Source organism: Chitinophaga sp. (assembly GCF_017745275.1).
Classification (GTDB): Bacteria; Bacteroidota; Bacteroidia; order Chitinophagales; family Chitinophagaceae; genus Chitinophaga.
In genome coordinates, this window is the sequence record NZ_JAGHZS010000007.1 from 1 (window position 1) to 19,381 (window position 19,381).

Consider the following 19,381-nt stretch of genomic DNA (forward strand, 5'->3'; position numbering starts at 1 on the left):
CTTTCCTGCCATAAAAATGCCCCCTAAAAGTGTCCAACTTTTAGGGGGCATTTCAATATCCGCAATGGTCAATCGCTTCAATAGCTTTTTGCTTTCTGCTTTCAGCTTTCTGCTCAAAGCACCACTAATCCCGCATGTACCAGCCCCTTGGCGTCGCTTCGGATAAACAGGGTGTAAATTTTCCCTGCTTCCAGCGAAAGATTACTGAGCCCCTGTTGTTGTATGTCTAAGTTAACAGCCCCTTCTCCCGTACTTACCAGTAGAGAAGTCGTACCTGCGTTTACGTTAGTAAATGGTGCACTGTCATACGCTGCTCCCTGCAGGTTGCTGCCACCGGCTGCCCCATAGGGGATGTTATTATAAAGCGTGGTTTCCGTTCCCTGTTGCTGAATTTTCAGACGCACAGCGCCGATGCCGGCTGCCAGGTGTACAAAGCGTAGTTTGGCTTTACCGGCAGGAGGAGCGGAGAGGTCGTCATAAAAAAGGACAAGGGTATCTTTGTTCACATCATTTTTCGCAGGTGCCGCAAACACAGTATGGTAGTATCCGGCAATAGGACCGTTAGGACCTCCGGTAGCGCTGTAGCTGGCGCTGTTGCCAAATTGCCGGGAGGCTTTGTAGGCAGTGCCGCTGCCTTCTGTAAAGTTAATCTGTACATTCCCGAAAGTGGTGGATACATAGGGAGAAGCAGCACCGGGAGCAATACCGGTGGTTGTCACCTTTTGGGTAAACGTCCAGAATTGTATGTCAGCAGGTTGTATACGAGCATTCACAAAGCGTATATTCGCTGATAAAGGAGGCCGGTCACCCGCATTAACGTCCAGGTAATCTGTTTTGCTGCAGGCGCTGAAAGCCAGTATGGTAAAGCTGCTCAGGATAAAGGAAAGCTTGTTTTTCATGAGAAAAGATTTGAATGATTAAAAACGTGCGTATAACCGTACAAAAGGCTGTATGCCTGCGCTGCCATTCTGTATACCTACAATAGAAGGGTTTCTCAGGCCGGAAATAGCCTTGTCGGTGTAATCTCCCAGCACATTAAAGGCGTTGTTGACGCCGGCTGTTACCTGGATCGCCTTATTGATACGATAACCCACGGAGAAGTCTGTCACCCAGATAGGGCGCAGCTTTTGGTAGTAGTAGTCCGGCTTGGGGAAGTTCGCATTCTGCGCGGACGCCGTGGTCACTGAGCCGAAGTAAACAGTTCTGGCCAGGAAGTTAAACCTTCCGGTATTTAATATAGCCTGTAATGTTATCTTCTGCTGCGGAATGTTAGTGGTTACCCGCGCTTTTTCTGATTCACTGAAGATAACATTTTTGTACTGCTCCAACCCTTTAGGTGTATTCACCGACGTTACTTCATTTTTTACGAAATTGCCACCTGCCAGCAGTTGCAGGGTACTGCGCCGTAACGGTATTTTGTAGCTGCCCGTAAATTCAATACCCTGTGTGCGTGTACTGAAAGCATTATAGAAAAATTTCGCCTGTGTGGTACCGGTGGCGAGCAGTAAGGTTCTTACATCTGCGGGCAGATTAACATCGGTAGCAGAAAAGTTACCGGTATTACCTACCCGGTTTTTAATATCGATGAGATAGGCATCCACACTCAGCTCTACGTTTTGCGCAGGTTGAGAAGTAATGCCGGCGGTGTATCCTGTAGATCTTTCCGGCGTCAGTGAAGGAATACCGAGTGCCCGGGTAGCTGCATTTTTATTGGAGGCTGTTACCTGGTCAATTGCCCGGCCCTGTTGAAAGCTGGTAGATGTTTCGGTATAATAGAATTGTGCCAGGTCCGGTGCGCGGAAGCCACTGTTCGCAGAGCCACGGATACTCAGCCATGGCGCAAAGCTATACCGCGTAGCTATTTTGCCGGTGGTGACGTTACCGAAGTCGGAGAAGTTTTCAGCTCGCAAAGCGCCGGATAGCAGCCACTTTTCGGTGATGTTAAGTTCCAGGTCCAGGTAAGCGGCTACAATAGCGCGACTTACATTCACTTCGTTGGAAGGCCGGAATCCTGCGTGGATCTGCGATCCGGGCGATAACCCATTCAGCGCAATTAATCCGCCGTCTGCTAAATAAGGTACGCCGTTTACACTGGTATCTATTTTATATACCGGCCGCAGGTCGGCTTTGCTGTAAGAGGCTTCCTCTCCGGCAATGATCTGGTAAGTTTCGGTGCGGTACTGTGCACCAAATGCAACGTTGAGACCCTGCAACACGCTGGTGAAGTATCGGCTCACATCCAGGCTGGCCGTGTTCTGCGAGGCATTGTATTTGCCGGCATCAAAGGTCGTTGGACTTTTGGCGCCTAAGCTTGCATTCAGCGAATTGCTGATCACATTACCGAAATCATTTTTGCCATATACATTGGAAATATCCAGGTTCCATTCACCTGCATGGGCTTTCAGGCCAATGGCAATGGATTTGTCGGTGATGCTGTTATCCATGGCCGGCAGAAAACCATCCGGGTACAGGGAGGTGTTGTTGCGTTCTGTCCAGCCGGGAAGCCGGTATACGGCGGTGAATTGTGAGTTGCGGTGACTAATACCACCGAAAGCATATACTTCAGCATGCTCACTAACGGGAATGGCTGTATTAAAAAACAGCAGGGCATCTTTAGCTTTGTTGGAACCTCCGCCACGTTGATCAAAGAAATGCCGGTCTATGCCCCGGCTTTTCAGTATGGCATCATCTATTTCTTTCGTGTAAATATTGTCGTAGCCGCGGGTGTTGGCGCCACCGCCATAAATGGGCCCCATATAGAGACCGGCATCGTCGCGGCCGGGTTGCCGGGAAATGGCCTGGGTGGCAAATTCTGCGGTGGCGTTGAGGTAGCCGCCGCGGGAGCCTATTTTAACGCCGTAGTTGATGTTGGAGCGGGTAGCGGCACCGTCGCCTCTGCGGCGGATGCTTCCGGTACTGCCCACAATCACATTCGACGATTGTTTTTTCAATACAATGTTGATCACACCGGCAATGGCATCGGAACCATATTGTGCCGCGGCGCCATCCCGTAGTATTTCGATGCGCTCTATGGCGCCAGCGGGAATGGCGTTCAGGTCGTAGCCGGTGGCGCCGTTGCCCAATCCACCCCAGTTCACGTTGGAGCTTTTATGCCGGCGCTTTCCGTTTACCAGCACCAGCAACTGATCTACACCCAGGCCTTTCAACTGCGCCAGGCTCAGGGCGGAGCCGGCATCACCGGCATTGGTGCCATTTACGGAATGGAAAGAAGGGGAGATGTATTGCAGCAATTGTGTGATACTGGTTTGCGGCGCCGCTTCCTGTAATGATTTAATGTCGATGATATCCACCGGCACGGGTGAATTCAATTTGGTACGATTGGCACTCCGGGAGCCTACAATCTGTATTTCTCCCAGTTGTTTGGTAGTATCTGTGAGATGTTTTTGCTGTGCTGCCAGGGTCGTAGAGAACAGCAACAAGGGGGATAGTATCGGCAGTATATTTTTTTTCATGCGTTGGTTGATTTTTATGGTTAGTGATGCGCCACTTTAAAGCGATCATCTGTCAATGCGATCAGGAAATTTTCGAGGTCGGTCATCTCGTCTTTGTTCAGGTGCAACGGCTTGTTCAGTGATAGATCCCGGTGGATGCCATCATGTACAATGCTGTCGGGTGTGTTATAGTAGGCGATTACGTCTTTCAGCGTTTTAAACATACCGTTATGCATATACGGCGCCGTAACTGCCACATTGCGTAAGCTGGGTACTTTGAAGAAACCCAGGTGGGCACTGTCTTTCGTGGCATCGAAGCGGCCGGCATCTTTTAAGGTAGTACCGTTATAAAGACCGATGTTTTTAAAGCGGTCCGCCGTAAAATCTTCTCCCGAATGACAGTTATTACAATTGGCTTTACCAATAAACAGCATACGACCCCGTATAGCCGAAGGCGTTAGGGCGCTGTCATTTCCGGCGATGTACCGGTCGTAAGGACTGTTAGCCGTTTCCAGTGTGCGTTCAAAGGCGGCCAGTGCCTGCGATAAATTTTTAGCGGTAGGCGCGCTGTTAAATACCTGCTGAAAATACTGGCGATAGCTGTCGTGTTCATTCAATCGTTGTACGGCTTCTTCTACTGGCAGGCCCATTTCATCCGGGTTGGCAATAGGTTGCAGCGCCTGTTCTTCCAGTGAAGCAGCTCTGCCATCCCAGAAAAAGTTAGGACGCCCGGAGAGATTGGTGATGCCCGGTGTATTCCTTTTGGTGGCGGTATGATGAATACCGATACTGAAGGTCAGCGTATCTGCAAATCCATATTGCGGAATGTGACAGGATGCACAACTAATGCTACGGTCTTTCGACAACAACGGATCAAAGAACAATTTTTCTCCCAACTGGGCCTTAGTGGGCGGATCGGCAGAGCGGGGGTTGATACTGAACCCCGCGATGAGAATGCCTGCGCATAACATGCCCGGTAAAATGAATATCATTTTTCTACGCTTCATGGTGGTAAAAATTATGGAAGGCATACGATGCCCGGTAGCAACATGAGGGTTGCAAAAAAATTGGTTGGTAAAAGTTCGTATTGCTGTAAGGAGGCTGTAAAAAGAAGGTGGATTGGCATTCCCGGGAACATGGGCGGGATTGCCCATGTTCCCCAGGAATTATTAATGGGGTAGTAAAATAATGAATGATTATTTGGAAGCTGCTACCAGCACTACATCCAGGTCAAAGTCATCATAGATGGCTTTGTCGCCGATGCCTTCAAAGAAGCTTTTGGAACCGTATTTAATATTGTATTTGGTACGATCCACTTTAATGGCAGCTTTCGCAGTGAGTTTATTACCGGCAACGATTACAGTAGCAGGGAAAGTAACAGGATTGGTGATGCCTTTGATGGTGAGGTTACCGGTTACTTCGTAATTACCACCGCCTTTGGAAGTAACGTTGGTAGTGGCAAAAGTAGCGGTAGGGAATTTCTCTACTGCAAAGAAATCTTCACTTTTCAGGTGGCCGAGTAATTTGGCATTGCCACCTTCATCTTTGATATCTGTCACCAGGATGCTGCGGGTATCCAGGGAGAAGGTGCCGCCTTTCAGTACATTATTGTCTACTTCCAGTTTACCGTCGGCCACATTAATGGTGCCCTGGTGTTGTCCGGTTACTTTTTTGCCGGTCCAGTTCAGTTTACTTTCTTTCGCGTCTACCTGGAAAACAGTGGCCTTCCGGGCAGTAGCAGCTTTGGCTGGTTTTTCTCCTTTGTGGACAGTCGCAGGTGTCGTGAAAGACATTAAAAAGATAGATCCTCCAATAAAGAACAGAGATGCTAATCGTTGCATATAAGTGTGTTTAAATTTGGTGCTAATTTAAGGTGGACAAACCGATGAACGTTTACGAATTCCGGAAATAAATGTTAAAGTTATTTTTCCGCAATCAGCTCATCCAGGTCATGATTCCACTTGGCCACATAGTCTTTGTAGTATTGGCCGGTAATTTCCCCGGTATAGCCGGTATGTATTTGTCTTACTTCTCCTTTACGATCTATAATAATCGTTGTCGGGAAGGCCATCATACGGTTGAGCGCTGGTAATTTCTCCGATGCCACTTTCTTATCAGCAATGCCACCAAAAAGAATATCATATTGTATGTTGTATTTCTCTTTTAACTTGCCCAATGTATATTTGGCATATTCCAGGTCATCTTTCTGCTCAAACCCAATGGCAATGGCTTCTACGCCACGGTCTTTATTTTGATTATACCAGGGGGAGAGGAAGGAAGTCTGATCGGTGCAGTTAGGGCACCAGGTACCAATGATTTCTACAATCACCACTTTCCCTTTATATTTTTCATCACTCAGCGATACATTTTTACCAGTGAGGTCAGGAAGGGTAAAGTCCAGTTTTTTATAACCTTCTTTCAGGTAAGTGAGCTTATATGGATCGGGGAGTTCCGCCGCTGCATTTTTATCAGCGTCAAAGCGGATGTTGTTGTAGATACCGAGGCTGATTTCACCTGTAATGGATTTATCATCATTTATTTTTCCTTTTATGTAGATGGGGCTGGGGCCGGTGAAGCCGGATAATTCAAATTCATCCCCATGTACACTACCTTCCAGCTCGCGGCTGTCGCCCACTACAGACATGATCACGCCGGTGAGTTTATTACCTTCCTGTTTCAATAGGCCGATACGATTAGGTGTAGGCTCTTTGGCGGCTATTTTTAGTTCCCATTTACCGCTGATATTAAAGTTGGGAGCGGCTTCCGTGCCTGGTTCGGCAAAACGGTAGGTTTGTCCGTGTTCTGCGGTAAAGGGGAGGGCGTTGCCGCGGAAGTTAGGGACGAGGCTTCTGTATTCGCCGGAGATTTTTCCATCAGACTCTATATGCGCCACCAGTGCAGCATCGTACGTATTCATCTTAATGAATAAGGAATCGTTACCCAGGCGTTGTACATGGAAGTTGTCGCGGCGGGTACCGTTGATCAGTGTGAATACGGCATGTTCCGGGTCTTTTCCTTTCAATTCAAAATTAAAAGGTACCTGTGATTCGCTGAGGGTGAATACACCGCGCCAGATGCCTTGTTTTACAAATGGCTTTTTAGGGGCGGCAAAAGTATGCTGGCCGAATAATCCTGCCACCAGCAGGCTGGTTAAGAAGAAGTGCTTATGCGTTTTCATGATTGTATATTATTGGTTGAACAATGCAAGCCGGGGCCGGTCCTGGTGGGGCGACTAAGCGGTGCTACAATTAAAACTGGTGGTGAATACTGATGGAGTGGTGGCTTTTATCAGCGGTGGTAACACAAAGATAAAAGGCAGTTTTGGTATCACCAAATAAAAGTCTATAAATTTTGTAGACTATTCTGAAAAGCAGAAAGCTGAAGGCAGAAAGCATAAAGCTATTTTCGCGATTGAAGCATGGGAAGAATTAAACGTAATGTTATCATCCGCGTTAGTCAATCGCGAAAATAGCTTTATGCTTTCTGCCTTCAGCTTTCTGCTCAACAAAAATTGTCCTAAATTTGCGGTTTAAACCTTGCGCCTTGAGCAATTCTGTTTTTTTAATAACGCCGCCATTTACACAATTAAATACGCCTTATCCGGCTACGGCTTACCTGAAGGGGTTTCTGAATACCAAAGGGATTCCTTCTTTCCAGGCGGATCTGGGTATTGAAGCCACCTTGCGTTTATTTTCAAAACAGGGACTGGAACAACTGTTTGCGCATATTGCCACTGCACCGCCGCCGGAGCCGTCGGAGAATATCGCACGCATACTGGTGTTGCAGGATGATTATATACAAACCATTGATGCCGTTATTTTATTCTTACAGGGTAAGAACCCTACATTGGCACACCTGATCTGCAAACGCGATTATTTACCGGAAGCTGCGCGCTTTGCACAACTGGACGACCTGAACTGGGCCTTTGGTTCCATGGGTACACAGGACAAAGCCAAACACCTGGCAACGATGTACCTGGAAGATTTATCGGATCTCATCATGACCTGTGTAGACCCACACTTCGGCTTCAGCCGGTATGCGGAACGCTTGAGCCGCTCTGCCAACAGCTTTGACGAACTATACGATGCACTCCAGGCGGAGTATACTTATATAGACCGTATTTTAACGGAGCTCCTGGCTACGCACATGGAACAGGTACAACCCGCTATGGTAGCCCTTTCGGTGCCGTTCCCCGGTAACCTCTATGCGGCGCTGCGTTGCGGCCAGTGGGTGAAACAACACTACCCACACGTGAAAATAGCAATGGGCGGCGGTTTCCCTAATACTGAACTGCGCTCGCTGGCAGATGCCCGCGTATTTGAATTCGTAGACTTCATCACCCTGGATGATGGAGAAGCTCCCATCGAAAACCTGTTGTTGTTCCTGGAAGGAAAGAAAACGGCAGAAGAGCTGAAACGTACCTTCCTGCTCAACGGTGAGCAGGTAACTTATATCAACGATAAAGCCACACACGACTATAAACAATCGCAATTAGGTACGCCTGATTACAGCGACCTGTTGCTCGATAAATATATTTCCGCGATTGAAGTAGTGAACCCGATGCACAGCCTGTGGAGCGATGGCCGCTGGAATAAGCTCACCATGGCGCATGGCTGCTATTGGGGTAAATGTACGTTCTGTGATATTTCACTGGATTATATAAAAATTTACGAGCCTATTACTGCGTCGTTGTTATGCGACCGCATGGAAGCCATCATTGCACAAACCGGTCAAAACGGTTTCCACTTTGTGGACGAGGCTGCGCCGCCGGCGCTGATGCGTGCTTTGGCACTGGAAATTATCCGTCGTAAGCTCACCGTGAGCTGGTGGACGAATATCCGTTTTGAGAAAAGCTTTACGCGTGACCTCTGCCTGTTGCTTAAAGCATCAGGCTGTATCGCTGTTTCCGGTGGCCTGGAGGTTGCTTCAGATCGTTTGCTGGCCCTGATACAGAAAGGGATTACCGTGGCCCAGGTGGCACGTGTAAATCGCCATTTTACAGAGGCCGGCATCATGGTGCATGCTTACCTGATGTACGGGTTCCCTACCCAAACGGCGCAGGAAACAATTGACGCACTGGAAATGGTGCGGCAAATGTTCCAGGCCGGTATCCTGCAATCGGCGTTCTGGCATCAGTTTACCATGACCGCACACAGCCCGGTAGGACTGGATCCTGCAAAGTTCAATGTACAAAAAGAAACCGATGATACCGGCACCTTTGCCAACAACGATATCATGCATATTGATCCCACCGGCGCGGATCACGAATCATTCAGTTATGGATTGAAGAAGTCGCTGTTGAACTATATGCACGGCGCCTGCTTTGATTACCCATTATCGAAATGGTTTGAATTTAAAGTGCCGAAAACCACGGTACATCCCGATTTCATCGCTACTGCACTGCTGGAGGAAGAAGCAGGCACCGTGAAGCCAACGTCTAAAGTGGTATACCTGGGCAAACAGCCATCTATGGAAATTATTACCAAATCAAAGAAAGGGGCTACCTGGGAAATGTCTTCCTTAACCTTCCAGGGTAAAAAAGAAAAGATGAATATCAGCGTACAGCCGTCACAGGGAGTATGGCTAACCAGTATGTTGCAGGCACTGGCAGTGAGCAACCCCAAAACGTATACGCTGCAGGAGGTGAAAGATAGTTACGAAGCTGCGGGGCTCGAAGACTTTGAGCTCTTCTGGGATAATAAGCCGGTGAATACCTTGCATAAGCAGGGGCTGTTGAAGTTGTAGCAGGAAGCTGAAAGCAGAAAGCAAAAGCTATTTTCGCGAATGATTTGGCGGAAATAATATCCGGGTTGGTCACTCGCTAAAATAGCTTTTTGCTTTCTGCTTTCAGTTTTTTGCTATACCGGGTTTTTTCCCGGTATCAGACATGCGGAAAAAGTTAAATATTTGTTTCCACTAAACTGACCAAACAATGAGCGATCAAATGTCACTTGCCGGCTATGGTTGTAATAGCCAGGGCCACCTGAATCCTACTCCTGAACAACTGGACTACAACATGCCATTTACGGGAGACCCGCAAACCTACGGTATGCCTGTTACAGTTGCAGCTTATTTCGGAATGCTGAACAATTTTTATTTGCTGTTAATGAAGTATCCTGAATTGCTGGCTGCTTTCCAGGGAAACTTCTTTGTGGATTTCAGTAAAGCATCGTTGTTGCGTATCCTTAGCCAGGAAGGTTGCGAATACGTTCGTTTCCACTACGCAGTACCCGAAGCAAATGAAAAGATTACGCTCGTTGCAGAAGGGCTGGATGCCAACCAGGGCCAGGTGGGCTATCCTGCATTACTGGATAAAGCCACTACCGGCAACATGTTGCCTACCACCGGCGATCCTAAAATTGAAGAAAGAGGAAATGGTAAATATCCACCGCCACCATTCCGACAATTGTTTGATCTGTTGAAAGCGCAGGGTTCTCCGTTGGCTACTGCTGACCTGGATCTTGTATTTCCATAATATTAACCGTGTTTAAATCTTTGTGCCGATGAACGGATGGGTGTATGCTTATTATGTATTGTTGGTAGCCTGCTTTATTTTAAGCCTCTTTCATTTACAATACCGGGAGGTGAAGATATTGAGCGTGCTGCTGGGAGTATCTATTGTTACAGAAGTAATTGTGGAGTTGATCGGCAAAGAAGGTTTAGGCTTTTTTATTGTATACCATTTTTTCGTGGTGCTGGAATATAGTCTGATTACTATAATTCTCCGATCAGGAATCAAGGACTATCGATGGCGATTACTCATGGGCGTTTCCATCTTTGTATTCGGAATAGTTTCCCTTTTTTACAGCTTTATATTAGGCGGATGGCATGCCTTCCCCGGTATCAACATCACCATAGAAAGCTTCCTGGTCATTTGCTGGTGCCTTTTATCCTTTTTTTCTATAACCCCTGAGAGTGAGGCGTCTATATTCCGGCACCCCATTTTTTGGATAACCCTTGCTTTTTTTATTTATTTCGCGGCTTCCGTCAGCGTAAATGCATTTTACAACCTGCTGCTGGAAAATGATACCACCAGGGCCAGGCATTTTTTCGCTGTGTTGAACTCAATATCCAATTACCTGTTGTATATTATGCTGATAAAAGGCGTAGTATGCTTCCGGTTAAACAGGATCTCTTTGTAGCTGTGATGTTTATTTCACTGTTGGTTACCATCATGGGACTGGTGGTTGTATCTGCAGTGTTTAGTTATAAAAAGAAGCAGGATGCTTACTTACATCAGCTTAAACTAATGAAAGAAGATTACGACAAACAGCTTATGTGGTCCCAGATTGAAATGCAGGAACAAGCCTTTGCCCACCTGGGACAGGAACTGCACGACGATATCGGCCAACTGTTAAGTAGCACCAAACTCCTGATTAACGTTACCCAACGGAGTATGGCAGAAATACCGGATACGCTGCAAATCGCAGAGGAAACCCTGAGTACCGCTATTCAGCATCTGCGGGCACTATCCAAATCTTTCAGCCGTCAATGGCTCGATCAATTCAGTCTCATCGATAACCTGAAAGCAGAAGTAGACCGGATCAATTCCAGCCGCGCCATTAAAGTAAAATTTACCCATGAACTGCTCGTACTGCCATTACAGGCTGAACCACAGATCATCCTGTTTCGTATCATCCAGGAAGCGATGCAAAACTGTATCAAACATGCCAGCGCACAGGTGATTGATATCAGTATCCGCGCAGCCGGGCAACAACTCATTCTACTCATCGCCGATGATGGCGCCGGTTTTGATAAAGCCGGTATGTCGTCCATCGGCATGGGCATCCGTAATATGCAGCACCGTACCAACCTGCTCGGCGGCGATATACGCTGGGAAGTAACCACGGCAGGTGGCACCGCAGTATTGATCACATTACCCCTAGAATAAACGTTATGAACATCAACATAGGCATTGCAGACGATCACCAGCTGTTTCTTAAATCACTCAGTTTACTGATCAGCGGATTTAAAGGCTTTCATATAGTAGCAGAAGCTGTGAACGGCAAAGAAATGATCGATAAATTAAGCCAGCTACCACATCCGCCGGACATCCTCCTGCTGGATGTTAACATGCCCGTAATGGACGGCGCCAGCACCACTGCAGCGGTATTGAAATTATATCCTACCGTTAAAATAGTGGCCCTGTCCATGAAAGATAATGACGCTACCATCATCGAAATGCTGAAAGCCGGTTGCTGTGCCTATCTCCTGAAAGATATTCATCCCACAGAACTGGAAAAAGCATTACGGGAAATACATACTACCGGCGTCTATTACAACGACGCATCAAACGTTAATTATCGCCGGCTGCTATTGCAATCAGAACAAAAACAAACCCTCACCGACAGGGAACGGGAGTTCCTCAGCCTTGCCTGCAGCGACCTTACCTACAAAGCCATTGCTGCTAAAATGAATGTTACCGAAAGAACAGTGGATGGATACCGGGAAATCTTATTCAATAAACTAAATGTGCAAAGCCGCACCGGTATGGTGCTGGAAGCATTACGGCGGCAACTCGTCACCCTGTAACCACCTGCTTATTCTTTCAGTTGTTTAACAGGATTCGCCCGGGCCGCTATCCAGGTTTTATAACCCACCGTTGCCCAGGACATCAGCACCGACAAGCCTATAGCCGCTATAAAAATGCCACTGCCTATCACCGTATGATAATAGAAATCCGACAACCACAACTGCATAAAGTAATAGCCCAGCGGTGCCGCCAGCAAAAAGGCAATGCCGATTAACAACATAAATTCACGGGAAAACAGTAACAGGATGCTGCCTACAGACGCACCCAATACCTTGCGGATCCCTACTTCCCTTGTGCGATGTACTACCATGAAGGAAATAAGTCCATATAAGCCCAGGCAGGAAATAAAGATCGCCATGCCCGCAAATAGCTGGAACAGCCGCGAGGTAATCATCTCAGACTGGTAGTAATCACTGATTCGTTGATCCAGGAAAGTAAGGTCATACAAGTAGGATGGATATATCCCTGTAAAAGTTTGTTCCACTGTTTTCAGCGTAGCTATCATTTTTTCAGGTTGCAACCGCAACGCCACAAACGAGTAGGAATCTTTCGAAGGACCCATAAACAGCGGAAGAATGGCCTCGTGCAGCGACTTGTTGTTGAAGTCGTGAAATACGCCTACAACAGGAAACTTTTTGCTGCCAAAGGTGAGCGTTTTACCAATGATTGCTTCCGGTGAAGAAAGTCCCAGTTTTTTTACGGTTGTTTCATTCACCACAATTTCTCTCAAAGTATCACTGGCATAAGGTGTTCTGCCTGTTATCATCCGGATGTTAAAAGTAGCATAGAAGCCGGTATCCGCGCCCCTGGCCGAAATCCGGAAGGGTGCTTTCACCGGGTTATTGTCAAAATGGAAGTCCTGTTGAAAGTCCCTGTCAGAAGAAGGGGCGTCCCCACAAAGACTGGTAGCCTGCACACCTGGTATTGCTGCCAGACGCTGAACCATATAATCATATTTCACTTTCAGGGCACTGTCGCTCGGCAGGTCAATCAATACCACTGCATCCCTGGTAAATCCCATTGATTGCTGTTTTACATACCGCATTTGCTTTACTACCACCAATGTGCCAATGATCAGCAGTTGCGCAATCATAAACTGAAATACCACTAATCCCCGGCGTAAAGACGTGCCTCCGGTTGATTGGGTGCTAATCCTGCTTTTAATGGCCAGTATAGGATTAAAGCCGGAAACTACCGTCCCCGGATAAAACCCCGAGAGGAAGGTAACGGCTACCGTACATAGTATCAACGTGATCCAGACATCCGGTTTCGCGAGGGAAGTCAACGGCAGCGGTATATTGATCAGCGCACTGATATGGGGTAATGTTACCGCAACCAGGGTTACTGCAATCACTACCGCCACTACGGTGATCAGCGCCGTTTCCATCAGGAACTGAGAAAGCAGTTGCAGCCGGTTGCTGCCTAATACCTTCCTGACACCTATTTCTTTCGCACGATTTACTGACAAGGCAGTCGCCAGGTTAATGAAGTTGATACAGGCCACCAACAAGAGAAAGATACCAATCAACCCTAATGCCCATAATTCTTTTGACGTAAGTGGCATCGGCTCAAAATTCGGATAGTCTTTATCCAGGTGCATCTCCTGCACGGGTTGCAGGTGAAGTTGCACGCGTTGTGTGGTTTGATCTTTATAATGCCTGCTCACAAAAGCCGGTAGGGCAGCGGTAACAGCAGCTATCTGTGCTTTGTTTTTCAATAAAACGAAACATTTTTGCCAGCCGTATGCGGGGTCCCATAAGTTAAGATCCGAAAAAGCTTCAGGCGATAATTTCCGGAGGGTAGCCATGGAAATGCCCAGTTTTACAGGCATGTCAGTATTAGTGGGCAAATCTTTAAATACACCAGTTACCTGCAACGGTATCCGGTAAGACCACATTTGGATGGTGTTACCAATTGCTTTATCAATCGCGCCAAAGTAGGCTTTGGCGGTGCTTTCGGAAATCACCACCGTATTCGGCGCAGATAATCCATCAGCATTGCCGGCTAACCAGGTATAATCAAAAATGCGGTATAGATCAGGGGAGGTAAAGAAAATGTCGGGTTGCTTGAATCTTTTCTCCGCTCCCCCGGTGCCTGGAATATATATCTGCGCACCGCCCATTATCTGGGAAATAGCAGCAGTCTTTTCCAGCAGGGGAAGTTCTTCTTTTATCCGGTCCTCAAATTGTATAGGTACATTAGTACGCCGGTCAGTTACTTCCCCGTTACTTTTCTTAATAACGTCTGTGGTTATACGATAAATATTTCCGGCGTTACGATGATAAGTATCATAACTGTGTTCATACCGGATCACCAAAAAAATAACGAGTGCTGCAGCAATGCCGGTGGCCAGTCCTGCTATATTCAGGATAGCAAAGGTTTTCTTTCGGGAAATACTGCGAAGGGCTGTTTTCAGGTAGCTGTTTATCATAATAACAGGGTAGCTCACAAAAAGCAGGTCAAAAATATAAGATATTCATATTCAATTTATAAACTTTGCAATGAAGCTGGAATAGCGTCCGGTAATGGACAATGGTTGTCAATTCCGGACATCTGATTAAACTATCCCGCCGGTTTCACCGTTCTAACCTGGCCGTTTACCGCCTTTTCTCCCCGCTTGGCCTTTTTGGATGCCGGCAGTCATCCCCGATGTTGTACTTTCGGACGGTCAACAAAAAACTAAATCTGCCCGAGATGAACAATCTATCACCGTTGCCCGATACTATCCTGGAGGTGAACCAGCTAAATGTACGCTATGGCACTTTCCAGGCAGTAAAAGACGTTTCCTTCGGGGTACAGGGAGGCGAAATATTCGGGTTGCTTGGCCCTAACGGTGCCGGCAAAACGAGTACGCTCAGTGCCATTGAAGGACTGCTACGCCCGGTATCAGGCACCATTACCGTAGCCGGATTCAATACCCGGGAAAAGCCGCTGCATGCCCGCGCTAATATGGGCGTGCAATTACAGGCGACCAGTTTCCAGCCTGAGCTCACCATTTCAGAAATTATCCGCCTGTTTGCCAGCATTTACGGGGTAGATCTCAATGAAGAAAAAGTCCGGCAAAAGCTGGAGGAAATCAGCCTGGAAGGGGCGGCCGACAAGAAAATTGCGCAGCTCTCCGGTGGCCAGCAACAACGGGTGTCATTGGCCATTTCTACTATTCATGATCCGCAGCTGATATTGCTGGATGAACCTACCACCGGGCTGGATCCGCAGTCGCGGCGACAACTATGGGAAAGAATTGAACACTTCCGCAACAAGGGACATGCGGTGTTGCTGACCACCCATTCTATGGAAGAAGCCGAGGCCATCTGCGACCGCATTGCCATTATTGACCACGGACGCATTATCGCGATAGATACGCCGGAAGCATTGATAGATAAGCATCGCCAGGATCCCGAGGTACTAAAAGTGGTACGAAAAGGAAAAGTAACCCTGGAAGATGTATTCATTGGATTAACCGGAACGGCTGTTCGCCCCTGATAAAAAGCTTAACATGGAAACAAGAATCCCTAAAAATTCCGTGGTGATGTCTGCATTATTGCAGGCCGATTTTACCACCTTATGGCGCAATCGCCGCTCTTTCCGGCTGGTATTGATTGTGCCGCTGATTATCTTAATTTCCTGGAAAGGACTCATTGATAAACTGGGCGGCGTATTTGTGTTGTCGTCCTGTATAACTATCGGGCTTACCAGCATCGGGCTGATGGGCTATTCAAACAGTATTGCGCGGGACCGCGACAAGGGCGTATTCCAGCGGTTGCGCGTAGGCCCTGTGTCGGCGTGGACCATTATGATCAGCCGCATCGCCGTACAAATTGCGATGATTATGCTGATGACCTTATTGGTTTTTGTGGTAGGATATTTTGTGGACCACATACAGATATCGCCGGCCGGCTACGCTGCAGGGCTGCTGATGGCGATGCTGGGTGGTGCGGTATACCTGGGTTTGGGACAGGCCATTGTAGGGCTGATCAAAAACCCGGACACCGTGAATTCTACTACGCGATTGGTATACTTTGTTTTTATAATGATAGGAATGTTTGGTGAATTTGGGGTGTTGGGAGACGTAATCAAACAGTTGGTCACCTGGTCGCCATATGGGGTGGTGCGGAAAATCCTCGCGGGAAGCCTGGACCCGGCTACCTGGCAACTGGAAACCACTTATGCATTGCTGGCTTCCATCGGCTATACGCTCCTGTTTGTGATAGTGGGGGTGAAGTGGTTTAAATGGGAGAATAAGTAGTGAGGAAGTATTTTAGGGAGATGGATACTTGCTCCATCTCCCTGAAATATTGGATCTATGGCTTCGCCGCTTTCATTTTTGAATTAATGAACTCCCATTCGTTGAGATGTGCGTTGCGGTGTTCTTTTTTTACAATAGCATCAAAAGCAGGTAGCATGGCGGTATGCGCTGCTGCTACATCATGGTTTTCTGCCGGATCGGTACTCAGATCATACAACTCCCAGGCAGCATCCGGGTTTTTCTTCAACCCGTTTTTAATCGCCTTCCATTGTCCCATGCGAATGGCCACTGCGCCGCCTTTTTCAGGATATTCAAAATAAAGATATTTACGACTGGCCTGCAGGGGATGTTTCCCTGTCATTTCGGGCAACAGGGAAATGCCGTCATTGGCGGGTGGCTGAATGCCGGCAATATCCGCAAAGGTGGCCATCATATCATATTGTACAGCCGGAAGCTCCGAGGTTTTGCCCGCAGGAATTTTACCTGGCCACCTGGCAATAAGCGGCTCACGGATACCTCCTTCATAAAGGTCCATTTTAAGCCCTCTGAGGCCCCCGGCACTGTTAAAGAAGGCGGCGTCCACTCCGCCGTTAAAAGTGGGCCCATTGTCGCTGGAAAACATAATCACGGTGTTGTCGTCCAGTCCCATGCTGGCCACCAGCTGCATGATAATGCCGATCTGTGTATCCAGGTAGGTAATCATGGCCGCGTAGGCCGACCGCGGATATTTATGCGGCGTATATCCTTGCTGTCCGTAGTAGGGTTGTTCGTTGAACTGGCCCAGGTAGTGCTGCACAGCGCTATCAGGCACCTGTAAAGAAATATGTGGAATAGTATAAGGGAGATACAGGAAGAAGGGTTTCGCGCTATGGCTTTTGATAAATTGGGTCGCCTTCTTCGTCAGCTCATCCACGGCGTAATCCTTTCCTTTAAACCGGTCAAAGTCTTTGTCGGTAGCCGTATCAGGGGATAAGGCCTGGTGTACATTTACCCAGGTATTGCGCAGGCTGTCGGCTTTACCGTTTTCCCAGAGGTGGGTAGGGTAGTAGTTGTGCGCCTGTTTCTGATCCAGGTAGCCGTAGAAATAATTGAAGCCTTGTTTGTTGGGATCGCCGGTGCTGTATTGCATACCCAGTCCCCATTTGCCGATAGCAGCGGTGGTGTATCCGGCTTGCTGCAGCATTTTTCCCACGGTGATAGTGCCTTCCGGTAAAGGCATTTGTCCGCCTTCCAGCGAATCCGCAAAGCCGCCCATTTCGTAGTTACCACGGATATACGAATGTCCGCCATGCCGCCCGGTGAGCAGCATACAGCGGGCCGGGGCACATACGGGTGTACTGGTATAAAACTGGTTGAAGTGAATGCCTTCTGCTGAAAGCCGGTCCAGGTTTGGCGTTTTTATTTTTTGTTGGCCGTAGGGACCTGTTTCTCCATAGCCCAGGTCATCGGCATAAATGAAGATGATGTTGGGTGGTTGCCGCTTCGTTGTCTTTTTTTGTTGTTGCGCCACACTGTTCATCGCCGTAAGGGCCGCCAGCGTCAACAGGAGAATACTTCTTGCCATAGCTATCAAAAATATTTGTGCGGAAGATAAACACGTTATGGCAGAATGTTGATAGTAGTAGTATTTATTGCGCAAGCGTTTGCGTACGGATAATCACTTCGTCAATGCGGTGATGATCCATTTTCCTGATTTCAAAAGTTACCTGGTTCAGCATTACTTTCTCACCGGCGGCAGGGATATGTTTTAGTTTGTCGATCAGCAGTCCCGCTACGGTAACATCTTCCATTTCATATTCCCGTAACCATTCATAGTTCAGGGTTTCACGGATATAGCTGAGTTTCGTATAGCCATAGGTCAGCCAGCTTTTATCTGGTTGTTGTACCAGGAAACGCTCTGTGGCATTATATCCCGGCAGGCTGCCACCCAATAGCCCGGATACAATATCGTGGTAGGTGATAACGCCCTCACAGGCGCCGTATTCGTTTACCACAATGCCCATGTTGGTGTTTTCTTTTCTCAGTTGCTGAAAAATATCATATACTTCCTGGTTGCCCGACAGGAAAGAGACAGGCGACATAATATCAGTAATGGCTTTGTCGGGGTACAAGAGGAAGTCTTTCGCGCCGAGCGCACCGAGCATTTCTCTTTTATCGTTGGCAACGGGAAAGGTACGGTGTATACTACGTTTAATCGTTTCCGTTATTTCTTCCCGGCTCATTTTTTCATGTACATAAGTAATCATGGTAGCAGGTGTCATGATATTTTCCGCGGTAAGATCATAGGAAGAGAAGAGATTTTTGTGCAGGTTAAATTCTCCTTTGTCGATCAGTCCCTGTTTGTATGCGGTGGTCAGCATACTGCGTATATCGTTTTCCGTTAGTTTCTCTTCCTGGATGGTATTAATGGAAAAAAATCCCAGGATAAGCTTGGTACTGGCGGTAAGCAGCTTAATGAAAGGGTAGGTGATTTTGGAAAAGACGATCATAGAGGGCGTGATCAGTATAGATACCTTTAGTGGATTCACTAGTGCCAGTGTTTTAGGAATGAGCTCTCCGATAACGATGGTTAGATAAGTAATGCTGCCTACGCCAACGAGCAAGGCGGTTAAGTGCGCCCATGATTTATGCATGCCCCAATGAATGAAAACGGGCTCGAGCCAGGCAGCCATCAGGTCGCCTCCGTATATCCCTTCCATGATCCCTACCAGTGTAATCCCTACCTGTACCGCGCTGAGGAATTCATCCGGATCTTTGATCAGTTGTAATACACCGGCTGCTTTCTGGTTGCCGTTATCCGCCTGTTGCTGCAGGAGGTTTTTGTCGACCGATATTAATCCAATCTCCGCAATAGAGAAGTAAAAGTTGAGCGCAATCAGTACCAGTATGATGATAATAGAAGTCATGAGGAGCAGGCTTTTCAGAAGGATAACAACCCATGGAGGTGATTGTTTATGAAAAGAGGTACTGAAAAAATATTGCAGTGAAAATTTGGAAAAATGAAATGGGTGTGTATCTTTGCAACCCCTGACACGATATCAGTTGCCCAGATGGCGAAATTGGTAGACGCACTGTGTTCAGGTCGCAGCGCCTGCAAGGGTGTGCTGGTTCGAATCCAGTTCTGGGCACTAAAGAGGCTTGTAAGTAATT

15 protein-coding genes and 1 tRNA gene are annotated in these 19,381 nt (G+C 47.6%); 8 read left to right on the forward strand and 8 right to left on the reverse strand.

From position 1 onward, the window contains the following. Positions 1-113: 113 nt before the first annotated feature. From J7623_RS19490 to J7623_RS19510, 5 genes are all read right to left on the reverse strand, one after another. Positions 114-899, reverse strand: a complete 786-nt coding sequence (locus tag J7623_RS19490; protein WP_291923465.1) for a DUF4397 domain-containing protein — start codon at positions 897-899, stop codon at positions 114-116. Between the two features lie 18 nt (positions 900-917). Next, a complete protein-coding gene (locus tag J7623_RS19495) occupies positions 918-3,473 on the reverse strand; it encodes a TonB-dependent receptor (protein ID WP_291923467.1) in 2,556 nt (851 codons plus the stop codon). A gap of 20 nt (positions 3,474-3,493) precedes the next feature. Then, complete coding sequence (locus tag J7623_RS19500; protein ID WP_291923470.1) at positions 3,494-4,459, reverse strand: cytochrome c peroxidase; 966 nt, start codon at positions 4,457-4,459, stop codon at positions 3,494-3,496. A gap of 189 nt (positions 4,460-4,648) precedes the next feature. Next, entirely contained in the window at positions 4,649-5,293 is a 645-nt protein-coding gene (locus J7623_RS19505; protein WP_291923473.1) for a YceI family protein, read from the reverse strand. Between the two features lie 80 nt (positions 5,294-5,373). Next, on the reverse strand, positions 5,374-6,630 hold the full coding sequence (locus J7623_RS19510; protein WP_291923476.1) for a TlpA disulfide reductase family protein: 1,257 nt from the start codon (positions 6,628-6,630) through the stop codon (positions 5,374-5,376). Positions 6,631-6,995: 365 nt separating this feature from the next. Between J7623_RS19510 and J7623_RS19515 the strand changes: the two genes are divergently transcribed. The 5 genes from J7623_RS19515 to J7623_RS19535 all read left to right on the forward strand — a co-directional run bounded on the left by J7623_RS19515 (position 6,996) and on the right by J7623_RS19535 (position 11,984). Continuing rightward, a complete protein-coding gene (locus tag J7623_RS19515) occupies positions 6,996-9,197 on the forward strand; it encodes a B12-binding domain-containing radical SAM protein (RefSeq protein ID WP_291923479.1) in 2,202 nt (733 codons plus the stop codon). 187 nt (positions 9,198-9,384) lie between these two features. Next, complete coding sequence (locus tag J7623_RS19520; RefSeq protein WP_291923481.1) at positions 9,385-9,927, forward strand: hypothetical protein; 543 nt, start codon at positions 9,385-9,387, stop codon at positions 9,925-9,927. 28 nt (positions 9,928-9,955) lie between these two features. Next, a complete protein-coding gene (locus J7623_RS19525; RefSeq protein ID WP_291923483.1) occupies positions 9,956-10,594 on the forward strand; it encodes a hypothetical protein in 639 nt (212 codons plus the stop codon). Beyond that, entirely contained in the window at positions 10,564-11,343 is a 780-nt protein-coding gene (locus J7623_RS19530) for an ATP-binding protein (RefSeq protein ID WP_291923484.1), read from the forward strand. The genes J7623_RS19525 and J7623_RS19530 overlap by 31 nt, the downstream gene beginning before the upstream one ends. A gap of 5 nt (positions 11,344-11,348) precedes the next feature. Then, the gene (locus J7623_RS19535) at positions 11,349-11,984 is read left to right on the forward strand and encodes a response regulator transcription factor (protein WP_291923486.1); all 636 of its coding nucleotides are present in this window, start codon (positions 11,349-11,351) and stop codon (positions 11,982-11,984) included. Positions 11,985-11,992: 8 nt separating this feature from the next. Here J7623_RS19535 and J7623_RS19540 read toward each other — a convergent pair whose 3' ends face one another. Then, entirely contained in the window at positions 11,993-14,416 is a 2,424-nt protein-coding gene (locus tag J7623_RS19540; protein ID WP_291923489.1) for an ABC transporter permease, read from the reverse strand. A 263-nt stretch (positions 14,417-14,679) separates the two neighbouring features. Between J7623_RS19540 and J7623_RS19545 the strand changes: the two genes are divergently transcribed. Further along, on the forward strand, positions 14,680-15,468 hold the full coding sequence (locus J7623_RS19545) for an ABC transporter ATP-binding protein (RefSeq protein ID WP_291923491.1): 789 nt from the start codon (positions 14,680-14,682) through the stop codon (positions 15,466-15,468). 13 nt (positions 15,469-15,481) lie between these two features. After that, positions 15,482-16,231 (forward strand): ABC transporter permease, encoded by a 750-nt coding sequence (locus J7623_RS19550; protein ID WP_291923494.1) that lies wholly within the window; start codon positions 15,482-15,484, stop codon positions 16,229-16,231. 55 nt (positions 16,232-16,286) lie between these two features. On the opposite strand, the gene J7623_RS19555 is transcribed toward J7623_RS19550, so the two are convergent. Then, the gene (locus J7623_RS19555; RefSeq protein ID WP_291923496.1) at positions 16,287-17,795 is read right to left on the reverse strand and encodes an arylsulfatase; all 1,509 of its coding nucleotides are present in this window, start codon (positions 17,793-17,795) and stop codon (positions 16,287-16,289) included. Between the two features lie 64 nt (positions 17,796-17,859). Further along, positions 17,860-19,137 (reverse strand): hemolysin family protein, encoded by a 1,278-nt coding sequence (locus tag J7623_RS19560; RefSeq protein ID WP_291923497.1) that lies wholly within the window; start codon positions 19,135-19,137, stop codon positions 17,860-17,862. Positions 19,138-19,275: 138 nt separating this feature from the next. Between J7623_RS19560 and J7623_RS19565 the strand changes: the two genes are divergently transcribed. Continuing rightward, a tRNA-Leu gene (locus tag J7623_RS19565) sits at positions 19,276-19,359 on the forward strand. The last annotated feature ends 22 nt before the right edge of the window (positions 19,360-19,381 follow it).

Coding starts and splice junctions, on each gene's coding strand:
- J7623_RS19520 (WP_291923481.1), top strand. CDS start 9,385: ATGAGCGATCAAATGTCACTTGCCGGCTATGGTTGTAATAGCCAGGGC.
- J7623_RS19545 (WP_291923491.1), top strand. CDS start 14,680: ATGAACAATCTATCACCGTTGCCCGATACTATCCTGGAGGTGAACCAG.
- J7623_RS19505 (WP_291923473.1), bottom strand. CDS start 5,293: ATGCAACGATTAGCATCTCTGTTCTTTATTGGAGGATCTATCTTTTTA.
- J7623_RS19495 (WP_291923467.1), bottom strand. CDS start 3,473: ATGAAAAAAAATATACTGCCGATACTATCCCCCTTGTTGCTGTTCTCT.
- J7623_RS19560 (WP_291923497.1), bottom strand. CDS start 19,137: ATGACTTCTATTATCATCATACTGGTACTGATTGCGCTCAACTTTTAC.
- J7623_RS19500 (WP_291923470.1), bottom strand. CDS start 4,459: ATGAAGCGTAGAAAAATGATATTCATTTTACCGGGCATGTTATGCGCA.
- J7623_RS19540 (WP_291923489.1), bottom strand. CDS start 14,416: ATGATAAACAGCTACCTGAAAACAGCCCTTCGCAGTATTTCCCGAAAG.
- J7623_RS19555 (WP_291923496.1), bottom strand. CDS start 17,795: ATGGCAAGAAGTATTCTCCTGTTGACGCTGGCGGCCCTTACGGCGATG.
- J7623_RS19550 (WP_291923494.1), top strand. CDS start 15,482: ATGGAAACAAGAATCCCTAAAAATTCCGTGGTGATGTCTGCATTATTG.
- J7623_RS19510 (WP_291923476.1), bottom strand. CDS start 6,630: ATGAAAACGCATAAGCACTTCTTCTTAACCAGCCTGCTGGTGGCAGGA.
- J7623_RS19490 (WP_291923465.1), bottom strand. CDS start 899: ATGAAAAACAAGCTTTCCTTTATCCTGAGCAGCTTTACCATACTGGCT.
- J7623_RS19535 (WP_291923486.1), top strand. CDS start 11,349: ATGAACATCAACATAGGCATTGCAGACGATCACCAGCTGTTTCTTAAA.
- J7623_RS19525 (WP_291923483.1), top strand. CDS start 9,956: ATGAACGGATGGGTGTATGCTTATTATGTATTGTTGGTAGCCTGCTTT.
- J7623_RS19530 (WP_291923484.1), top strand. CDS start 10,564: ATGCTTCCGGTTAAACAGGATCTCTTTGTAGCTGTGATGTTTATTTCA.